Source organism: Pseudomonas sp. MPR-R2A5, assembly GCF_058793055.1.
Map to the genome: position 1 here is coordinate 145046 of NZ_JBXAFK010000005.1, position 18506 is coordinate 163551.

Annotated in this window: 19 protein-coding genes; 11 read left to right on the forward strand and 8 right to left on the reverse strand. The window is 60.6% G+C overall.

Annotated elements, in window-relative coordinates; translation table 11 throughout:
- Nucleotides 1-121: 121 nt before the first annotated feature.
- Entirely contained in the window at nt 122-1105 is a 984-nt protein-coding gene (locus AC1Q6I_RS06010; protein WP_024073983.1) for a Bug family tripartite tricarboxylate transporter substrate binding protein, read from the reverse strand.
- Between the two features lie 45 nt (nt 1106-1150).
- The gene (locus AC1Q6I_RS06015) at nt 1151-2443 is read right to left on the reverse strand and encodes an OprD family porin (RefSeq protein ID WP_069075464.1); all 1293 of its coding nucleotides are present in this window, start codon (nt 2441-2443) and stop codon (nt 1151-1153) included.
- Nucleotides 2444-2678: 235 nt separating this feature from the next.
- On the opposite strand from AC1Q6I_RS06015, the gene AC1Q6I_RS06020 reads away from it, so the two are divergent.
- Complete coding sequence (locus tag AC1Q6I_RS06020; RefSeq protein ID WP_024073986.1) at nt 2679-3350, forward strand: response regulator; 672 nt, start codon at nt 2679-2681, stop codon at nt 3348-3350.
- The gene (locus AC1Q6I_RS06025; RefSeq protein WP_024073987.1) at nt 3343-4728 is read left to right on the forward strand and encodes a sensor histidine kinase; all 1386 of its coding nucleotides are present in this window, start codon (nt 3343-3345) and stop codon (nt 4726-4728) included. The genes AC1Q6I_RS06020 and AC1Q6I_RS06025 overlap by 8 nt, the downstream gene beginning before the upstream one ends.
- Here AC1Q6I_RS06025 and AC1Q6I_RS06030 read toward each other — a convergent pair whose 3' ends face one another.
- Nucleotides 4729-5550 carry an HDOD domain-containing protein gene (locus AC1Q6I_RS06030; protein ID WP_102624469.1) on the reverse strand — a complete coding sequence of 274 codons (822 nt, stop codon included), beginning with the start codon at nt 5548-5550 and terminating at the stop codon, nt 4729-4731. It lies immediately after the preceding gene.
- Between the two features lie 36 nt (nt 5551-5586).
- Nucleotides 5587-6528 carry a CAF17-like 4Fe-4S cluster assembly/insertion protein YgfZ gene (gene ygfZ, locus AC1Q6I_RS06035; RefSeq protein ID WP_069075463.1) on the reverse strand — a complete coding sequence of 314 codons (942 nt, stop codon included), beginning with the start codon at nt 6526-6528 and terminating at the stop codon, nt 5587-5589.
- A 139-nt stretch (nt 6529-6667) separates the two neighbouring features.
- Between ygfZ and AC1Q6I_RS06040 the strand changes: the two genes are divergently transcribed.
- Nucleotides 6668-6922: an FAD assembly factor SdhE gene (locus tag AC1Q6I_RS06040; protein WP_069075462.1), complete on the forward strand. Its 255-nt coding sequence runs from the start codon at nt 6668-6670 to the stop codon at nt 6920-6922.
- Nucleotides 6906-7352 (forward strand): protein YgfX, encoded by a 447-nt coding sequence (locus tag AC1Q6I_RS06045; protein ID WP_102624468.1) that lies wholly within the window; start codon nt 6906-6908, stop codon nt 7350-7352. Before AC1Q6I_RS06040 ends, AC1Q6I_RS06045 begins: the two co-directional genes overlap by 17 nt.
- Here AC1Q6I_RS06045 and nadB read toward each other — a convergent pair.
- Nucleotides 7321-8937, reverse strand: a complete 1617-nt coding sequence (gene nadB, locus AC1Q6I_RS06050; RefSeq protein ID WP_024073992.1) for an L-aspartate oxidase — start codon at nt 8935-8937, stop codon at nt 7321-7323. The genes AC1Q6I_RS06045 and nadB overlap by 32 nt on opposite strands.
- A gap of 463 nt (nt 8938-9400) precedes the next feature.
- Here nadB and rpoE point away from each other — a divergent pair, with 463 nt between their 5' ends.
- The 4 genes from rpoE to AC1Q6I_RS06070 all read left to right on the forward strand — a co-directional run bounded on the left by rpoE (nt 9401) and on the right by AC1Q6I_RS06070 (nt 13253).
- Nucleotides 9401-9982, forward strand: a complete 582-nt coding sequence (gene rpoE / locus AC1Q6I_RS06055) for an RNA polymerase sigma factor RpoE/AlgU (RefSeq protein ID WP_003172477.1) — start codon at nt 9401-9403, stop codon at nt 9980-9982.
- Nucleotides 9983-10014: 32 nt separating this feature from the next.
- Nucleotides 10015-10602: a sigma-E factor negative regulatory protein gene (locus AC1Q6I_RS06060; RefSeq protein WP_024073993.1), complete on the forward strand. Its 588-nt coding sequence runs from the start codon at nt 10015-10017 to the stop codon at nt 10600-10602.
- Between the two features lie 16 nt (nt 10603-10618).
- A complete protein-coding gene (locus AC1Q6I_RS06065; protein ID WP_024073994.1) occupies nt 10619-11581 on the forward strand; it encodes a MucB/RseB C-terminal domain-containing protein in 963 nt (320 codons plus the stop codon).
- Between the two features lie 235 nt (nt 11582-11816).
- Nucleotides 11817-13253 carry a DegQ family serine endoprotease gene (locus AC1Q6I_RS06070; RefSeq protein ID WP_024073995.1) on the forward strand — a complete coding sequence of 479 codons (1437 nt, stop codon included), beginning with the start codon at nt 11817-11819 and terminating at the stop codon, nt 13251-13253.
- A gap of 65 nt (nt 13254-13318) precedes the next feature.
- Here the strand turns inward: AC1Q6I_RS06070 and AC1Q6I_RS06075 are convergent, their stop codons facing one another.
- Nucleotides 13319-14752, reverse strand: coding sequence for a M48 family metalloprotease (locus AC1Q6I_RS06075; RefSeq protein WP_024073996.1), 1434 nt, complete (start codon nt 14750-14752; stop codon nt 13319-13321).
- A gap of 94 nt (nt 14753-14846) precedes the next feature.
- On the opposite strand from AC1Q6I_RS06075, the gene AC1Q6I_RS06080 reads away from it, so the two are divergent.
- Together AC1Q6I_RS06080 and AC1Q6I_RS06085 are read left to right on the forward strand one after the other, a co-directional pair.
- Nucleotides 14847-15086, forward strand: coding sequence for a sulfurtransferase TusA family protein (locus AC1Q6I_RS06080; protein WP_024073997.1), 240 nt, complete (start codon nt 14847-14849; stop codon nt 15084-15086).
- A gap of 33 nt (nt 15087-15119) precedes the next feature.
- On the forward strand, nt 15120-16190 hold the full coding sequence (locus AC1Q6I_RS06085) for an AI-2E family transporter (protein WP_024073998.1): 1071 nt from the start codon (nt 15120-15122) through the stop codon (nt 16188-16190).
- 103 nt (nt 16191-16293) lie between these two features.
- Here AC1Q6I_RS06085 and AC1Q6I_RS06090 read toward each other — a convergent pair whose 3' ends face one another.
- Nucleotides 16294-16767, reverse strand: coding sequence for a peroxiredoxin (locus AC1Q6I_RS06090; RefSeq protein ID WP_024073999.1), 474 nt, complete (start codon nt 16765-16767; stop codon nt 16294-16296).
- Nucleotides 16768-16777: 10 nt separating this feature from the next.
- Entirely contained in the window at nt 16778-17338 is a 561-nt protein-coding gene (locus AC1Q6I_RS06095) for a glycine cleavage system transcriptional repressor (protein WP_003172487.1), read from the reverse strand.
- Between the two features lie 273 nt (nt 17339-17611).
- Here AC1Q6I_RS06095 and dapA point away from each other — a divergent pair, with 273 nt between their 5' ends.
- Nucleotides 17612-18490, forward strand: coding sequence for a 4-hydroxy-tetrahydrodipicolinate synthase (gene dapA, locus AC1Q6I_RS06100; RefSeq protein ID WP_024074000.1), 879 nt, complete (start codon nt 17612-17614; stop codon nt 18488-18490).
- Nucleotides 18491-18506: the final 16 nt, after the last annotated feature.

The following is an 18506-nucleotide window of genomic DNA, read 5'->3' on the forward strand; positions in this document are numbered from 1 at the left end:
CTTGGAGGCTCTTGTCGGCGCGAGCTTGCTCACGAAGAACGCAAGGACGCCGCGTGTATCCAGGTAGCACGCGTCATCGTTGAAGTTTTTCGCGAGCAAGCCCGCTCCCACAGAGGCGCGATTACTGGATCAGGCCGAACTCTTTGGCCAGCACTTTGTAGTCAGCCACCTGTTTCTTCACGTAGGTGTCCAGTTCCGGGCCGGTCATGGCGAACGGGAACAGTTCGCGCTGGTCACGCAGCTTGGCAAAGTCGTCGGAGGCCAGCAGTTTGTCGAACGCGTCTTTCCACCAGGCATAGTCCGCATCGCTGACCTTTGGCCCGAGGTAGAAGCCACGCACCACTGGCCAGACGATGTCGTAGCCTTGCTCTTTGGCGGTCGGAATATTCTTCATTTCCGGCTCGTCCAGGCGCTCTTCGGAGAATACCGCCAGCAGGCGCATGTCACCGCTGAGGATATGCGGCATGGAGTCGGAGATGTCGGTGCTGCCCACCTGGATATGCCCACCGAGCAGGGCCGTGGCGATTTCGCCGCCGCCTTCGAGCGCCACGTAGCGCAGCTCGCGCGGGTTGATCCCGGCCGCCTTGGCGATCAGCGCGGTTTGCATCCAGTCCTGGCTGCCGACGGTGCCGCCGGAGCCGATGACCACGCTGCCTGGATCTTTCTTCAGGGCCTTTACCAGATCATCGAGGGTCTTGTAGGGCGAATCGGCTTTTACCGCGATGGCGCCGTAGCTGGTGCCGACTGCCGCCAGCCAACGTACGGCGCTCTCGTCGAAACGCCCGAACTTGCCCTGCGCCAGGTTCAACAGCGAACCGCTGGACCAGGCCACCAAGGTGCCGCCATCCGCCGGGCGCTGGGCGACCACCGCGTTGTAGGCCACCGCGCCCACGCCGCCGGGCATGTAGGTCACGCGCATCGGCTTGCTCAGCAGCTTTTCGTTGACCAGCGCGCTTTGCGCCAGTTTGCAGGTCAGGTCAAAACCGCCGCCGGGGGAAGCCGGGGCGATGCATTCCGGGCGCTTGGGTTCGTCAGCGGCCAGCAGTTGGCCAGCGAACAGCATGCAGCCGGCGGCGAGGGCAAATTTACGCAGTGAAGGGGTCATGGTTATCTCCGTCGTTGTTGTTATGAGTGGCTTACCAGGCACTACTTACCAAAGCGCGACGCTGTAGCTGACCAGCAGGCGCATTTCATCCGCATCACGGGCTGAATAGTTGGAGCGATAAGTCGCGTTGCGCAGGCGCACGGCCACATCCTTGAACGTGCCGCTTTGCACCACGTACTTGATCTCGCTGTTGCGTTCCCACTCCTTGCCGGTCTCGCCGTTCTTGAGCTTGATGTTGTCACCCGAGAGGTAACGGCTCATGAAACTCAGGCCGGGAATGCCCAGCTTGGCGAAGTCATAGTCGTAGCGTGCCTGCCAGGAGCGCTCTTCAGCGCCGGCAAAGTCGTTGATCTGCACGAAGTTGACCAGGTACGGGTCGCTGCCATCCACATAGGGAAACGCGCTGTCGCCGGACATGTGTTGGTAGCCGGCGCTGAGCTTATGGCCATTGAGGGCATAGCTGAACAGGCCGTTGAGGGAGGTGTTGTCGATCTTGCCGCCACGCGCGCTGCCGGTGTCATCGCTGACGGCCAGGCGCAGGTCGGCGCCGAAGGTGCCGGGGCCCATCGGGCGCGCGGCAACCAGGCCGAGGAAGTGCTGGCGGTACACGTCGTCGAGCTGGGCAAAGTGGTAGCTGCCGGTGATCTTGTCAGCGAACTTGTAGTCCACGCCGCCGAAGTTGAAGTGCTTGCCGGTGGCGCCGCTGAGGAAGCGGCTGTTCTTGTTGTTGAGGGCGATGTCCTCGTAGTTGGTATCGTCGCGGTCCTTGGCTTTGTCCAGGCGGCCGCCGGTGAAGACCAGGTTCTTGAATTCCTTGGAAGTGACCAGGCCACCGTTGAAGGTCTGCGGCAGGATGCGGCCGTCGTTGGGCTTGAGGATCGGCAGCTCGGGCATCAGTGCACCGATTTTCAGCTCGGTGGCGGAGATCTTCATTTTCCCGGTCAGGCCCAGCTTGGCGTACTCGTTGGCGGCGCGGCCGTCGTCGTGGGTGGGCAACAGGCCGGTGCCGGTGCGGTCGGGGCTGGAGTCGAGCTTGACGCCGAGCATGCCCAGCGCATCTACGCCAAAGCCCACGGTGCCGTCGGTGTAGCCCGATTGCAGGTTGAGCATGAAGCCCTGGGCCCATTCGTCGCGCTTGGATTGCTGGGCGCTGGTGCCGTCGCGAAAGTCACGGTTGAAGTACATGTTGCGGGTTTCCAGGGTCGCGCTGCTGTCTTCGAAGAAGGCAGCCTGGCTAAGCGGCGAAAAGCCGGCAAAGGCAGCGGCACTGGCAAGGGCGGTGTGGGTCAGGCGGGAAAAACGCACAGGCGGGAAAGCCTGGGGCTGTGTCGACAGCATCGTTGTGCACTCCGTTATTGTTCTTATTTTGGCGAAAACGCTTCGAGGCGTTTTTCGGTCGCTACGGATCAGGTAGCGCGGCAGGCATGACCTACCGTGGCTGGATGCTAAAGGGCGAAGCTTTCACTAACCTTTCAGTTGGCTTTCAATGTTTTCGGGCTTCACAGGCCAGGCCGCGCCTGTAAACTGCCCCGCAAAGCGTGGCGCCGACCACCCCCGAACGAGGTAGAAATCCATGCGTGTCCTCCTGGTTGAAGACCATCTGCAACTGGCCGAAAGTGTCGCCCAAGCGCTCAAGAGCACGGGGTTGACTGTCGATGTGCTGCACGATGGGGTGGCCGCGGACCTGGCCTTGAGCAGTGAGGAATACGCAGTGGCCATCCTTGATGTAGGCCTTCCGCGCATGGACGGTTTTGAGGTGCTGGCGCGCTTGCGGGCGCGTGGGAAAAATCTGCCGGTGTTGATGCTGACTGCGCGCAGTGACGTGAAGGACCGCGTGCATGGCCTGAACCTGGGGGCCGATGATTATCTGGCCAAGCCATTTGAGCTGACGGAGCTGGAAGCGCGGGTCAAGGCGTTGTTGCGGCGCAGTGTCCTGGGCGGCGAGCGTCAGCAAACCTGCGGTGTGCTGGTCTATGACCTCGACACCCGCCGCTTCACGGTAGGCGGCGAGCTGATGACGTTGACCTCCCGCGAGCAAGCGGTGCTTGAAGCGCTGATCGCGCGTCCCGGCCGAGTCATGAGCAAGGAGCAACTGGCCTCCCAGGTTTTTGGCCTCGACGAAGAGGCAAGCCCCGATGCCATCGAAATCTATGTACACCGCCTGCGCAAGAAACTCGATGGCCAACCCATCGCCATCGTGACCTTCCGTGGCCTGGGCTACCTGCTGGAAGCCCGCGATGCATAAGCCCAGCAGCCTGCGCTGGCGGTTGCTGTGGAACCTGGCACTGCTCATGGTGCTGTTGATGCTCGCCAGCGGCATGAGTGCCTACTGGAACGGTCGCGAAGCCGCCGACACCGCCTATGACCGCACGCTGCTGGCCTCGGCACGCACCATTGCCGCCGGCTTGACCCAGGTGGATGGCACCCTCAGCGCCAATGTGCCGTATGTGGCCCTGGACACCTTTGCCTACGACAGCGCCGGTCGCATCTATTACCAGGTCAATGACATCGACCAGAAGCTGATCTCCGGTTATGAAAACCTCCCCGGCCCGCCACCCGGCACGCCACGTACCGACGATTACCCGGCGTTGGCGCGCTTCTATAACGCCACGTACCAGGGCCAGCCCGTGCGTGTGGTCAGCCTGCTCAAGGCTGTCTCCGAGCCGAACATGAACGGCATGGCGGAAATTCGCGTGGCCGAGACCGATGAAGCCCGGGTCAGCATGGCCCGCAGCCTGATGGCCGATACCTTGCTGCGCCTGGGCATGCTCGGCATTGGCGCGTTGCTGCTGGTGTGGTTTGCGGTGAGTGCGGCGCTGCGCCCGTTGGAGCGCCTGCGTACGGCCGTGGAAGAGCGCCAGCCCGATGATTTGCGGCCGTTACCGTTGGTGGAAGTGCAGCTTGAGTTTGGCCCGCTGGTGCGCTCGCTCAACCATTTCACCGAACGCTTGCGCGGGCAGTTCGAGCGCCAGGCGCAGTTTATCGCCGACGCCGCCCATGAACTGCGGACCCCTTTGGCGGCGCTCAAGGCCCGCCTTGAACTGGGCCTGCGCAGCGACGCCCCTGCGACCTGGCGTAGCACTCTGGAAAGCGCGGCCCAAGGCACCGATCGCCTGACCCATCTGGCCAATCAATTGCTGTCGTTGGCCCGTATTGAAAACGGCGCGCGGGCGATTGCCGAAGGCGGCGCGCAGTTGCTGGACCTCAGCCAATTGGCCCGTGAACTGGGTATGGCGATGGCGCCGTTGGCCCATGCGCGTGGAGTTGCATTGGCCTTGGAGGCGGATGAGCCGGTGTGGTTGCGCGGTGAACCGACGTTGCTCAATGAGCTGCTCAGCAACCTGGTGGATAACGCCCTGGCCCATACGCCTCCCGGCGGCAATGTGATCCTGCGGGTCACGGCGCCGGCGGTACTGGAAGTGGAAGACGATGGCCCTGGCATCCCGCTGGATGAACGGGATCGGGTGTTCGAACGCTTCTATCGACGTAGCCAACAGGGCATGGGGTCCGGCCTGGGGCTGGCGATTGTCGGCGAGATCTGTCGGGCGCACCTGGCGCAGATCAGCTTGCACGACGGGGAGCAGGCAGGGTTGAAGGTGCGGGTGAGTTTTATCGCCGGTTGATCAATCAAACATCGAGCGCGCTTCATCGAGCTCGGCGCGCAAGGCATCGCTGTAAGGATCGACTTGCAGCTTTTTCATCGCCGGTACGCTGGAGATGGGAACGTCGGCCAGGGGATGATCGGTACCGCGATAGCAGTACAGCACCGCGACTTGGACGATGTCGACGTAATCGAGGTGGACAGAGTCGCGCTCCAGGTCCAGGTATTGGCCGGGCAGTTTTGCCAGCATCTCCGGGAAGTCCCACCGACCGAGGAGTTTGTCCCCCAGTTGCGGGTGGATGCTGTCAATCACGTGGTTAAGGCTGACCGGGTCTGAGAGCAGCTCGTAGTGGTCTTCGGCGTAGGTCAGGATCGGCAGCACGCCGATCTGGTGGACCAGGCCACCCAAGGCCGCCTGGTCTGGCTTGAGCTGGCTGTGGTTGCGGCACAAGGCATAGCTGACACCGGCCACTTCCAGGCTGCGGCGCCATACGTCGCGCATTTTCTGTTCAACCACATCGGAGCGGGCGTGGAAGATCTGTTCCATCACCAGGCCGATAGCCAGGTTGCTGCTGTAGTTGGTGCCCAGTCGAGTGATGGCTGTGTGAAGGTCGGTCACTTCCTGGGTCGCGCGCAGCAGCGGGCTGTTGACCACTTTGATCAGGCGTGCCGACAGCGCGGTGTCGCGACCGATCACCTTGCTCAAATGGCTGATGCTGATTTCCGGGTCTTCAGCGGCCTGACGAATGTTCAGGGCCACTTCCGGTAATGTCGGCAGAACCAGGTCATCGTTGTCGATGGCCTTCACCAAAGCCTGTTGGACTTTTTCCTCCAGCTTGTTCATTCATGCTCTCTAGGGTGTTGCAAAAGGGTACGGCGATCAGCGCTGGATCTCTCGATCCCGGTCGAGTAGGTAAGGCAGATCAAGCAGTTGCAAACCGGGGCCTTCCAGTGTGCCTACATGAACATCGCCACTCTCGGCTGCTTCGGCTTGCAACACGGCCAGAAGTTCAATCCCCTGGTGTGCTTTTGCCGCGATTACCACTTCCCCGATCGCACTGGTGTGGCTGGGGGCAAACAGTGGAGTGCCTGGCTCGGGCAGTTCAGCGGCATCCAGGCTCAGGCGGTACAGGCGGCGCTTGAGCTTGCCCAGGTACTGCATGCGCGCGACGATTTCCTGGCCGGTGTAGCAGCCTTTCTTGAAGCTGACGCCGCCAACGGCTTGCAGATTGAGCATCTGCGGAATGAACAGTTCGCGGGTTTGCGCCATCACCTGGCCGATACCGGCGCGGACCTGGCCCAGCAGCCATTCATTCAAGGCTGATTCTTTCAATTGAGCGCTCAATTGGCTGCGCACGGCTTCTGCCTGCTCGGCAGGTACCCAGAGCTCAGCGCGGCCGGGTGAGACGCGAATGGCGATCAGTGCTTCGGTACGCGCCACGCTATCGGTCTCGGTGGGCAGCACCAGGCCCAGGCTGGCGAGGGCCGCGTCTGCATCCGACAGGCCGAAGCGTACCCAGGCGGCACTTTCGTCGGTGAGCTTGGATTTTGAGAACACCGCGTACTTTTTCAAGTCCGCCAGTTGCGGCTCCAGCAGCTCGGTCGCCATGGCCAGCAACACCCCGTCACCTTGCAACAGGATGCGGAAGCTCGACTGCATGCGCCCTTTTTGGGTGCAGCGCGCGCCGAGGCTGGCCTGGGTGTCGCTCAGGTAATTGAGGTTGCAGGTCAGTTGTCCCTGCAGGAACTTGGCAGCGTCGGAGCCGCGGACGGCGAGAACGCCTTCGTGGGACAGGGGGCAGAAAAAAGCAGAGTCAGCCATGGGTCATCGCAGGTCAAAAAGTCATGGGTGCATCATAGAGGGGCGCCCGGCAAATGGATAGTTTCTGTAAGGGCGACCAAAGCCGACTGTTCCGGTGCCGTCGGGCCTGTATACTTGCGCTCTATTTGAGGAGCGCTCCATGGTCGAAGATGTAGAACTCAATCGCCTCTACTGGCACAGCCGCCGCGGCATGCTTGAACTGGACGTGTTGCTGGTGCCATTCGTCAAAGAGGTTTACGCCACTCTCAACGAGGTGGATCGCGCCTGTTACGTGCGGCTGCTGGAATGCGAAGACCAGGACATGTTCGGCTGGTTCATGGAGCGCGCAGAGTCCGAAGACCCGGAACTGCAACGCATGGTTCGGATGATCCTGGACCGTGTCCAGCCCAAGTAATCGCTTTGAATGCCGCTGGCAGGCCTCACGGCTGATGCTGGCGGTGTATCTCCTGGCCCAGCTGTTCGCGTTGGGTGCCTTGCTCGTTATCGACCTACCGTTCTCCAGCCTGGCTGGCTTGCTGTGCCTGGCGCATGGGGCTTGGGTTGTGCCGCGCCATATCCTGCTGACACACCGTTCGTCGATTCGTGGCCTGCGCCGCGACGAAGACGGCTGGCAGTTGTGGAGCGCGGCGCGAGGCTGGCACAGCGTGCAGTTGCGCCCGGACAGCCTGGCCTTACCGCTGATCGTGGTGTTGCGCTATCGCGTGCAGGGGGAGTGGCGAGTCCGTTCGACCTGCGTGCCGAGGGATTCGCTGGGCGCCGATGTGCACCGGCGCCTGCGCGTTCGCTTGAAATTCAGCCGCCGTAGGTGGTTGGCACCAGGATAGTGTCGCGGGCCTCGGGCAGCATCTGTGGGTAGTCGAGGGTGTAGTGCAGGCCCCGGCTTTCCTTGCGTTCCATGGCCGAGCGGATCATCAGTTCCGCAACCTGGGCCAGGTTGCGCAATTCGATCAGGTCACGGCTGACCTTATAGTTGCTGTAGAACTCATCGATCTCATCCAGCAGCAGGCGCACCCGGTGTTGAGCCCTTTGCAGGCGCTTGTTGGTGCGCACGATCCCCACGTAGTCCCACATGAAGCGCCGCAGCTCGTCCCAGTTGTGGGCGATGATCACGTCTTCATCCGAATCGGTAACCTGGCTGGCGTCCCAGCGGGGCAGGGCGGCAGGCACAGGAATGCGCGGCAGTTGGTCCAGGATGTCCGCCGCGGCCGAGCGTGCGTAGACGAAGCATTCGAGCAGCGAGTTGCTGGCCATGCGGTTGGCGCCGTGCAGGCCGGTGAAGCTGGTTTCGCCGATCGCGTACAAGCCAGGCACGTCGGTGCGGCCATGTTGGTCGACCACCACGCCGCCGCAGGTGTAGTGCGCGGCCGGCACTACCGGGATCGGGCCCTTGGTGATGTCGATGTTGAAGGCCAGGCAGCGCTCGTAGACCGTTGGGAAGTGGGTCTTGATGAAGGCTTCGGGCTTGTGGCTGATATCGAGATAGACGCAGTCGATGCCCAGGCGCTTCATTTCATGGTCGATGGCGCGGGCGACGATATCCCGCGGCGCCAGCTCGGCGCGCGGGTCAAAGCGTTGCATGAAGCGCTCGCCATTCGGCAGTTTCAGGTGGGCGCCTTCGCCGCGCAGAGCCTCGGTGATCAGGAAACTCTTGGCCTGCGGGTGATACAGGCAGGTGGGGTGGAACTGGTTGAATTCCAGGTTGGCCACCCGGCAGCCTGAGCGCCAGGCCATGGCAATGCCATCGCCGCAGGCCCCGTCGGGGTTGCTGGTATAGAGGTATACCTTGGCCGCGCCGCCCGAGGCGAGGATGGTGAAACGCGCGCCGTAGGTATCGACTTCGCCGCTGGTGCGGTTGAGTACGTAGGCGCCGAGGCAGCGTTCGCCTTCCAGGCCCAGGCGTTTTTCGGTGATCAGGTCGACGGCGACGCGTTGCTCGAGCAATTCGATGTTGGGGCGTTGACGGGCCTGGTCGAGCAGGGTCTTGAAGATTGCAGCGCCGGTGGCATCGGCCGCATGAATGATGCGTCGATGGCTGTGGCCGCCTTCGCGGGTCAGGTGGAATTCGAAACCACCGTCGTCGCTCCCCGCGTGTTCATCGCGAGTGAACGGCACGCCCTGGTCGATCAGCCATTGGATCGCTTCGCGGCTGTGCTCGACGGTGAACCGCACCGCGTCTTCGTTGCACAAGCCGGCGCCCGCGTTGAGGGTGTCTTCGACGTGGGATTGCACTGTGTCGGTGTCGTCCAATACCGCGGCGACACCGCCCTGGGCCCAGAATGTCGAGCCGTTGGCCAGGTCGCCTTTGCTCAGTACGGCAATGCGCAGGTGGCTGGGGAGGGTCAGAGCAAGGCTCAGGCCGGCCGCGCCGCTACCGATCACCAGGACATCGTGTTGAAACTGTTGGCTCATTGGAAGGATTCCGCAAAAAGCGATCCGAAGGATTGGCGCAAACAGGACGCCTGGATCGGCGAATCAAAGGGGCACACGGGCCACTAGTATATAGAGGGGGGGAGCGGCACAATAGTCGGGCATTCGTGGCAATGTGAGATTACGGTGCACGGCCAGGGTAAAATCGGCCAGTTATTGAAACGGGAACTTTTTGCATAAGCCCCGACTCAATAGCAGGTTGCCCGGAAGCTGGGAAAACGTTGAGTTTATTGGCCCGTCGGGAGCATTGGACGCGTCAGAAAACCGACGACAAGATTATTCGCGCAGTCGGCGTTGCCCGTACTGCGTTTTTCGTGTGTGCCAAATCAGTGCATGCCGGAAACTTGCTTGGAGGGGGAGAACTTTTGCGAAAAGTCCTAGTCTATGTTTGCAAGCCTGATCGTTTAGTTATGCAAGCCTCCTTCAAGTACAACGAGGAGTGTTCATGCTAACCCAGGAAGAGGATCAGCAGCTGGTCGAGCGCGTTCAACGCGGCGACAAGCGAGCTTTTGATCTGCTAGTGCTGAAATACCAGCACAAAATTCTCGGGTTGATCGTGCGGTTTGTGCACGACACCCATGAAGCGCAGGACGTTGCACAGGAAGCCTTTATCAAGGCATACCGTGCACTGGGCAATTTTCGCGGTGATAGTGCGTTTTACACGTGGCTATATCGCATCGCCATCAACACGGCGAAGAACTATCTGGTGTCTCGCGGACGCCGCCCACCGGATAGTGATGTAAGTTCAGAAGATGCAGAATTTTACGATGGTGATCACGGCCTCAAAGATCTCGAGTCGCCGGAGCGTGCATTGCTGCGCGACGAGATCGAAGGAACCGTTCATCGCACAATTCAGCAACTGCCAGAAGATTTGCGTACGGCGTTAACTTTACGTGAATTCGATGGTCTGAGTTACGAAGACATTGCGAGCGTCATGCAGTGTCCGGTGGGGACTGTAAGGTCACGGATTTTCCGGGCCCGGGAAGCCATCGATAAAGCCTTGCAACCGTTGTTGCAGGAAAACTAAAGACAGCGGCGACAGCCAAGAGAGGAACCGCCATGAGTCGTGATGCCCTGCAGGAATCGCTGTCCGCAGTGATGGATAACGAAGCGGATGAACTGGAACTTCGTCGAGTGCTCAACGCATTTGATGATGCCGAAACCCGTGACACCTGGTCTCGTTACCAAGTTGCTCGGGCGGTGATGCACAAGGATCTCCTAATCCCTCGTCTGGATATTGCTGCGGCCGTTTCTGCTGCACTGGCTGATGAAGCCGTTCCGGCAAAAGCTGCACGTGGACCGTGGCGTAGCCTGGGTCGTCTGGCAGTGGCTGCTTCGGTGACTGTTGCCGTATTGGCCGGTGTTCGCCTGTACAACCAGGACGAGATCGCCGGTGCCGAACTGGCCCAGCAGACCCAGCAGCCGGTCATGGCCGGTCCCCAGGTCAAGGGCCCAGCTGTACTGGCCGGCTACAAGGAAAGCTCCGAAACCACTGGCCCAATGGCCAATGGCGTTCTTCAAGGGCAATCCGGCTGGCAGGACCAGCGTCTTCCAGGCTACCTGCGCCAACACGCCCAGGAATCGGCCTTGAAAGGCACTGAAAGCGCTTTGCCATACGCTCGCGCAGCAAGCCTGGAAAACCGCTGAACCGTTAAGGAGCCCTATGCGCGCCATACCGCTCCTTACGCTTTTGCTTAGTGGCTGGTTTGCACTCCCCGCCCACGCCGATGAAGCCCAAGACTGGCTGACTCGACTTGGGCGTGCAGAGCAGCAGCAAAGCTTTCAAGGGACGTTCGTCTACGAGCGTAACGGCAGTTTCTCTACCCATGACATCTGGCATCGTGTCCAGGATGGCCAAGTCCGTGAGCGGCTTTTGCAGCTTGACGGTTCGGCTCAGGAAGTCGTGCGCGTAGATGGCCGGACACAGTGCGTCAGTGGCACATTGGTCGCAGGTCTTGGTAATTCGCGTGACGCGCCTTCGCGTACGCTTGATCCGCAAAAACTCACTCAATTCTACGAACTGGCCGTTATCGGCAAATCTCGCGTGGCCGGTCGTAATGCAGTGATTGTGTCGATCACCCCGCGCGACCAATACCGTTATGGGTTCGAGTTGCATCTGGACCGTGAGACTGCCTTGCCGCTCAAGTCCCTGCTGCTCAATGACCAGGGTCAATTACTCGAGCGCTTCCAGTTCACGCGACTGAACACTGCGGTCCTGCCAGATGACCGTGACTTGCAGCCCAGCAGCGAATGCACGCCTATTGCAGTCGTCAACAGCAAGGCGCCTGAAGTCGAGGCTACGGAGGCCTGGCACCTTGAATGGCTGCCTCCCGGATTTCAGTTGACCAGTCGCAGTACCCGTAAAGACACCCAGACCAAAGCAACCGTCGATAGCCTGATGTACGAAGATGGGCTGGCGCGTTTTTCGGTGTTTCTTGAGCCGATCAGCGACGTAAGCGTGTCGGAAACTCGTACACAGCTAGGCCCTACGGTTGCTGTGTCTCGCCGCCTGAACACGGTGGAGGGAGAAATGATGGTGACGGTCGTTGGCGAAATCCCGATTGGCACTGCCGAGCGCATCGCGCTGTCGGTACGCGGTGATAAAAAGCCAGTGACCAAGCCGTGAGTCGTTAATCTTATGTTCATCCTGACCTTTCACTCTAAGTCCCTGCCAGGTTGGTTGCCGAGAGACATGAAATGTCCGGATCAGCATTTTCACTTGCAAAAATCCCTCATGTTTTTTATAGGTCAGGGCATGTCGGCTCTGGCCTTGTTTTGTTCGCGGAACAAAGATGTCGGTCGCAGTTTCCGGCGTTTTTTGAACCCTGTCGCTCAACCCTGCTCGTCGTAACGGGAGCTGTATGTCGATACCACGTTTGAAGTCTTACCTATCCATAGTCGCCACGGTATTGGTGCTGGGTCAGGCCGTGTCCGCGCAAGCGGTCGAGCTGCCTGACTTCACTCAATTGGTTGAGCAAGCCTCGCCTGCCGTGGTGAATATCAGTACCACGCAGAAATTGCCGGATCGCAAAGTCTCGAACCAGCAGATGCCCGACCTGGAGGGCTTGCCGCCGATGCTGCGCGAGTTCTTCGAGCGTGGCATGCCGCCGCAACAGCGATCCCCCCGTGGTGGCGGTCAGCGTGAAGCGCAATCCCTGGGCTCTGGCTTCATCATTTCGCCGGATGGCTACATCCTCACCAACAACCATGTGATTGCCGACGCTGACGAGATTCTGGTGCGCCTGGCCGACCGCAGTGAGTTGAAAGCCAAGCTGGTCGGCACCGATCCTCGTTCCGACGTGGCCTTGCTGAAAATCGATGGCAAGGACCTGCCGGTGCTGAAACTGGGCAAGTCCCAGGACCTGAAGGCAGGGCAATGGGTAGTGGCAATCGGTTCGCCGTTTGGCTTTGACCATACGGTGACCCAAGGTATTGTCAGCGCCATCGGTCGCAGCCTGCCGAACGAAAACTATGTACCGTTCATCCAGACCGACGTGCCGATCAACCCGGGCAACTCCGGTGGTCCACTGTTCAACCTGAACGGCGAAGTGGTGGGGATCAACTCGCAGATCTACACCCGTTCCGGTGGGTTCATGGGCGTGTCGTTCGCCATCCCGATCGACGTGGCCATGGATGTTTCCAACCAGCTGAAAAGCGGTGGCAAGGTCAGCCGTGGCTGGTTGGGCGTAGTGATTCAGGAAGTGAACAAAGACCTGGCTGAATCCTTCGGCCTCGACAAGCCGGCGGGTGCCCTGGTCGCGCAGATCCAGGATGACGGCCCTGCTGCCAAAGGCGGCCTGCAAGTGGGCGACGTGATCCTGAGCATGAATGGCCAGCCGATCATCATGTCGGCAGACCTGCCGCACCTGGTGGGCGCACTCAAGGCAGGTAGCAAGGCCAAGCTGGAAGTGATCCGTGAAGGCAAGCGCCAGAACGTTGAACTGACCGTTGGCGCGATCCCTGAAGAAGGCGCGACCCTCGACGCCCTGGGTAACACCAAGCCGGGCGCCGAACGCAGCAGCAATCGCCTGGGTATTGCCGTGGCCGAGCTGACCGATGAGCAGAAAAAGACCTTCGACCTGAAAAGCGGCGTGGTGATCAAGGAAGTCCAGGACGGCCCTGCGGCGTTGATTGGCCTGCAGCCAGGTGACGTGATTACTCACCTGAACAATCAGGCGATCGACAACACCAAGCAGTTCACCGACATCGCCAAGGCGCTGCCGAAGAACCGTACGGTATCGATGCGGGTATTGCGTCAGGGCCGTGCCAGCTTCATTACCTTCAAGCTGGCTGAGTAACACAGCCCAATAAAAAAGCCCCGCCTTCGTTCAGCGAAGGCGGGGCTTTTTTGTGGGCGATGGGTTTAACTCATCATCCCTTTGACCAGGCGTTCCTGCTCGATCAGCTCGCGCTGGCGTGCATCGATGCGGGATGACAGGGGGAAGTTGTTGCCGGCGCGGCGCTTGGCAAAGTCCAGCTGCTGGATCGCCTGCTGGAAATCGCCCACCAGTGCAAAGTACTCGGCGCGAGCCTGATGCAGGCCGATGATGTTGCCGGACAAGCCGCGCGTCTCCGCGACCTGATACCACACGTCCGGATCGTCCGGGCGGGACTTGAGCAAGCCGTCCAGGGCTTTTTCTGCATCGGCGGTGCGGTTCTGCTTGAGCAGCAAGTCAACCCGCACCTGGTTCAGCGGATAGTTGCCGGGGTACTGGGTAAGCATCCGGTCGGTCCGTTGCTGGGCATCCGGCAAGTGATTGCTGGTGATGTCCAGCTCGATTTGCGCGAGGTTGTAGGTGATGTCGTTGGGGGCCTTGGCCAGCAACGGGGCCAGGTTTTCCCTGGCTTGCTTGAGCTGGGTGCCCTTGATCTGGGCAATGGCCAGGCCATAGCGCGCCACATCGTTCTTCGGGTTCTCGTCCAACTGTGCCTGAAAGCGCTTGGCGGCCAGCCCAGGCGTGTCTTCGTATTGCAACTGCACCCGTGCGCGAATCAACTGATAGCGCAGACTGTCTTCCTTGCCACCGGGCTTGGCTTGCTCCGCGCGGTTGCGGGTGTCGGCGATCCGCGATTCGGTTACCGGGTGAGTCAGCAGGAATTCAGGGGGCTTGGCGTCGAAGCGGTATTGGCGCATCAGGCGCTCGAACATGGTCGGCATGGAGCGCGGGTCATAACCGGCTTTTTCCAGGTTGAGGATGCCGATACGGTCGGCCTCTTGCTCATTCTGGCGAGAGAACCTTCGTTGTTCCTGGATCGCGGCGGCCTGGGTGCCGGCGATCGCGGCAATACCGGCATCGCCGGCACCTGCGGCGGCAGCAATGATGCCGCCAAGCAGGGCGGCCATCATCGGGATCTGCATGCGTTGCTGTGCTTCCACGCCTCGGGCGAAATGGCGTTGCGACAAGTGAGCCAATTCGTGAGCCAGCACTGAAGCGTACTCACCTTCGGTCTGCGCATTCAGGAACAGGCCGCCGTTGACCCCCACAATGCCGCCAGGTGCGGCAAAGGCGTTGAGCTGCGGGCTGTCGATCAGGATGAACTCCAGGCGCCGGTCATTGACCTGGCTGGTCTCCACCAGCTTGTACACGCTGGTTTCGACGTAATCCTTGAGCTGCGGATCGTTAAGCTGTGAGACCTGGCCGCGCAGGTAAGCCAGCCAGGCACGACCCAGTTGGTATTCCTGTTGTGGCGAGACAATGGCAGAGCTGGCGTCGCCAAGTGACGGCAGGTCGTCAGCGAAGCCTGGAGAGGCCAGCAGGCAAGCCAGCGTCAGCAGGGTGGGGCGCAAGAAAGTCATGCACAGAGCCTTTGGACAAAGAGCTTACTGTAGCCGGACACTGAGCTTCGGACCAGATATTCTAAGCACCCCGAACGCTGCCCGGAGTAAAACCATGACCGACGCTGTAGCCTTTGATGCCGAACTCGATGCCAGCGGCCTCAATTGCCCGTTGCCCTTGCTCAAGGCCAAGTTGGAACTCAATCGTTTGGCCAGTGGCGCAATACTCAAGGTGATCGCCACGGACGCAGGCTCCCAGCGTGACTTTCGCACCTTTGCCAAACTGGCAGGCCACACGTTGTTGCATGAAGAAGATGCAGCCGGCGTCTACTGTTACTGGTTGCGCAAGGCCTGAGCCGTTTGCCCCCCCATTGTCTGAGGTTGATTGATGTTCAAGGTGTTACGAGACTGGATTCAGCGTTACTTTTCCGATGAAGAAGCCGTGGTGCTGGCGGTCCTGCTCTTCCTCGCGTTCACCGCCGTACTCACCTTGGGCGGCATGCTCGCGCCGGTGCTGGCGGGGATGGTGCTGGCCTACCTGATGCAAGGCCTGGTTACCACCCTGGAGCGTCTGCGCTTGCCGGGCGCGGCGGCGGTGGGCTTGGTGTTTGCCTTGTTCATGGGGTTGCTGCTGGTCTTTATCGTGATCGTGGTACCGCTGTTGTGGCACCAATTGATCACCCTGTTCAACGAGCTGCCGGGCATGCTCGCCAAATGGCAGTCACTGTTGCTGCTGTTGCCGGAGCGCTATCCGCACCTGGTATCGGACGAGCAGGTGCTACAGGCCATCGAAGTGGCCCGTGGCGAGATCGGAAAATTCGGCCAATGGGCGCTTACTTTTTCCCTGTCCAGCCTGCCGCTGCTGGTCAATATCATGATCTACCTGGTGCTGGTGCCGATCCTGGTGTTCTTCTTCCTTAAAGACCGCGCAATGATCGGCCGCTGGGTCAGTGGCTACCTGCCACGCGAGCGGGCGCTGATTACCCGGGTGGCTGAGGAGATGAACCGGCAGATTGCCAACTACATTCGGGGCAAGGTCATTGAGATCATTATCTGTGGGGGCGTGACCTACATCGCCTTTATCGCCCTGGACTTGAACTACGCAGCGCTGTTGGCCTTGCTGGTCGGCATTTCCGTGGTGGTACCGTATGTCGGCGCCGTGGTGGTGACGGTACCGGTCACATTGATCGCCCTGTTCCAGTGGGGGTGGAGCGACCAGTTCATCTACCTGATGGCGGTGTACGGGATTATCCAGACCCTGGACGGCAACGTGCTGGTGCCGCTGCTGTTCTCCGAAGCCGTCAACCTGCACCCGGTGGCAATCATCTGCGCGGTATTGTTGTTCGGCGGGTTGTGGGGATTCTGGGGGGTGTTCTTTGCGATTCCCCTGGCAACGCTGTTCAAGGCGGTGCTGGACGCGTGGCCGCGGCAGGAGCCGGTGGTGGCGCCTTTGTTATAGCGGCAGGGCGAATTGTGACGAGGGCGCTTGCTGCCTTTTTATCGGAGCTGCTTCGCAGCCCAGCGGGAGCAAGCGCCCTCGTTACAGTGGCTCGCGCTGCTGATCAGGCCTTGTTCAAAGCCTGCGCCGCCGCCAACACGGCGTCCACATGCCCCGGCACTTTCACGCCGCGCCATTCCTGACGCAGCACTCCTTCACTATCGATCAGGAACGTGCTGCGATCCACACCCAGGTATTCCTTGCCGTATAGCTTCTTCAGCTTGATGACATCGAACAGTTGGCAAACCGCCTCGTCCTTGTCGCTGATCAGCTCAAAGGGGAATGCCTGCTTGCCCTTGAAGTTCTCGTGGGACTTCACGCTGTCGCGCGACACGCCAAACACCTCGGTGTTGGCGGCCTTGAACGCTGCGTACTGGTCACGGAAACCCTGGCCTTCAGTGGTGCAGCCCGGGGTGCTGTCCTTCGGGTAGAAGTAGATCACCACTTGCTTGCCCTTGAGGGCTTTGATGCTGAAGGTCTGGCCGCTGGTGGCCGGGGCTTCGAAATCGGCTACGGGTTTGTCGATGACTACCGCCATGGAGGGTTCCTTACATTGGGTTCTGTGGGCGCCAAGGCTCGATCAGCGCGTCAAGGTTCAAGGCATCGGCGAAGTCCAGGAACTGGTCGCGCAACCAGCTGATCTGCACGCCGGCCGGCAAGGTCACGGTGAAGGTGGCATTGAGCATGGTGCCGCCGGTTTGCGGGGCCTGGTACGTGTCGCAGGTCAGGTTCTCCAGTTCGACGTTATGGTCGATAAAGAACTGGCACAGCTCATTGACGATGTCCGAGCGATAGGCCGAGCTGACATACGCGACATAAGGCAGGGCCTGGGGACGGTTCTCCAGGGCGGCGCTGCGCACCACGTTGACGGTGAAGTCGTGCTTCTTGGCCAGGCCCGGCAGGCCAGTCTCAAGGCGCGCCAGGGCGTCCCAGGTGCCGGAGATCTGCAACACCAGCGCACTGCACTCGCCATGGCGGGTCAGGCGCGAGGTCACGACGGCGCAGCGGTTTTCATGGCTGGCGCGGCACAGGACGTTGGTCAGCTCCATGGGGTTGGCGCCGAGGGCACTGATAACAAGGAATTGTTCGCGAACTGTGGGGGTGGACATGCAGCCTTCCTAAAACGATGAGCGGTCGATACGGTGAGGGCTGTATCGATCAAAGCATGAAGGGTAGCGAAAAGCGTCGCCAAGGGATAGGAGGTGGCGTTTTCATTGCGTGATCGGCGGGTTTTTACCCCACCGCGACCTCCACTTTCGCGCAATGATGGCATTGCCCGTCGTTTAGTTGATCCAGAACGCATCCTCAGGCGGTACTTCGCTTGTACAAGCATCTTGGCGCCAGTACCATTACGGCTCTCTTTTTCCGGCAGGAGCGGTTGCATGATTGCGGGCAGTATGGTCGCACTGGTCACACCCATGGATGCACAAGGTCATCTCGACTGGGACAGCCTTGGCAAACTGGTGGACTTCCACCTGCAAGAAGGCACCAACGCCATCGTGGCGGTCGGCACCACGGGTGAATCGGCCACCCTCGATGTGGAAGAACACATCCAGGTGATCGAATTCGTGGTCAAGCGTGTCGCGGGCCGTATCGCCGTGATCGCCGGTACGGGCGCCAACTCGACGCGTGAAGCCATCGAGCTGACCAGGAACGCCAAGAAAGCCGGCGCAGATGCCTGCCTGCTGGTGACCCCGTACTACAACAGGCCGACCCAGGAAGGCCTGTACCAGCACTTCCGTACCATTGCCGAAGCCGTCGATATTCCGCAGATCCTCTACAACGTACCGGGCCGCACCGCGTGCGACATGAAGGCTGAGACCGTGATCCGCCTGTCCACCGTGCCGAACATCATCGGCATCAAGGAAGCCACCGGCGACCTGCAACGTGCCAAGGACATCCTGGCCGGCGTGCGCAGCGACTTCCTGGTGTATTCCGGTGACGACGCCACTGCAGTCGAGCTGATCCTGCTGGGCGGCAAGGGCAACATTTCCGTGACCGCCAACGTGGCCCCCCGCGCCATGAGCGACATGTGCGCAGCCGCCCTTGCTGGCGATGCCGTGACTGCCCGTGCGATCCACGAGAAGCTGATGCCACTCAACAAGACACTGTTTATCGAATCCAACCCTATTCCCGTGAAATGGGCGCTGTTCGAGATGGGCATGATGCCGGACGGTATCCGTCTGCCGCTCACCCGTCTGAGCGAAGCCTTTCACGAACCGCTGCGACAGGCCCTGCGCCAGTCCGGCGTCCTGGTTTAATTGAGGAAGCACTACG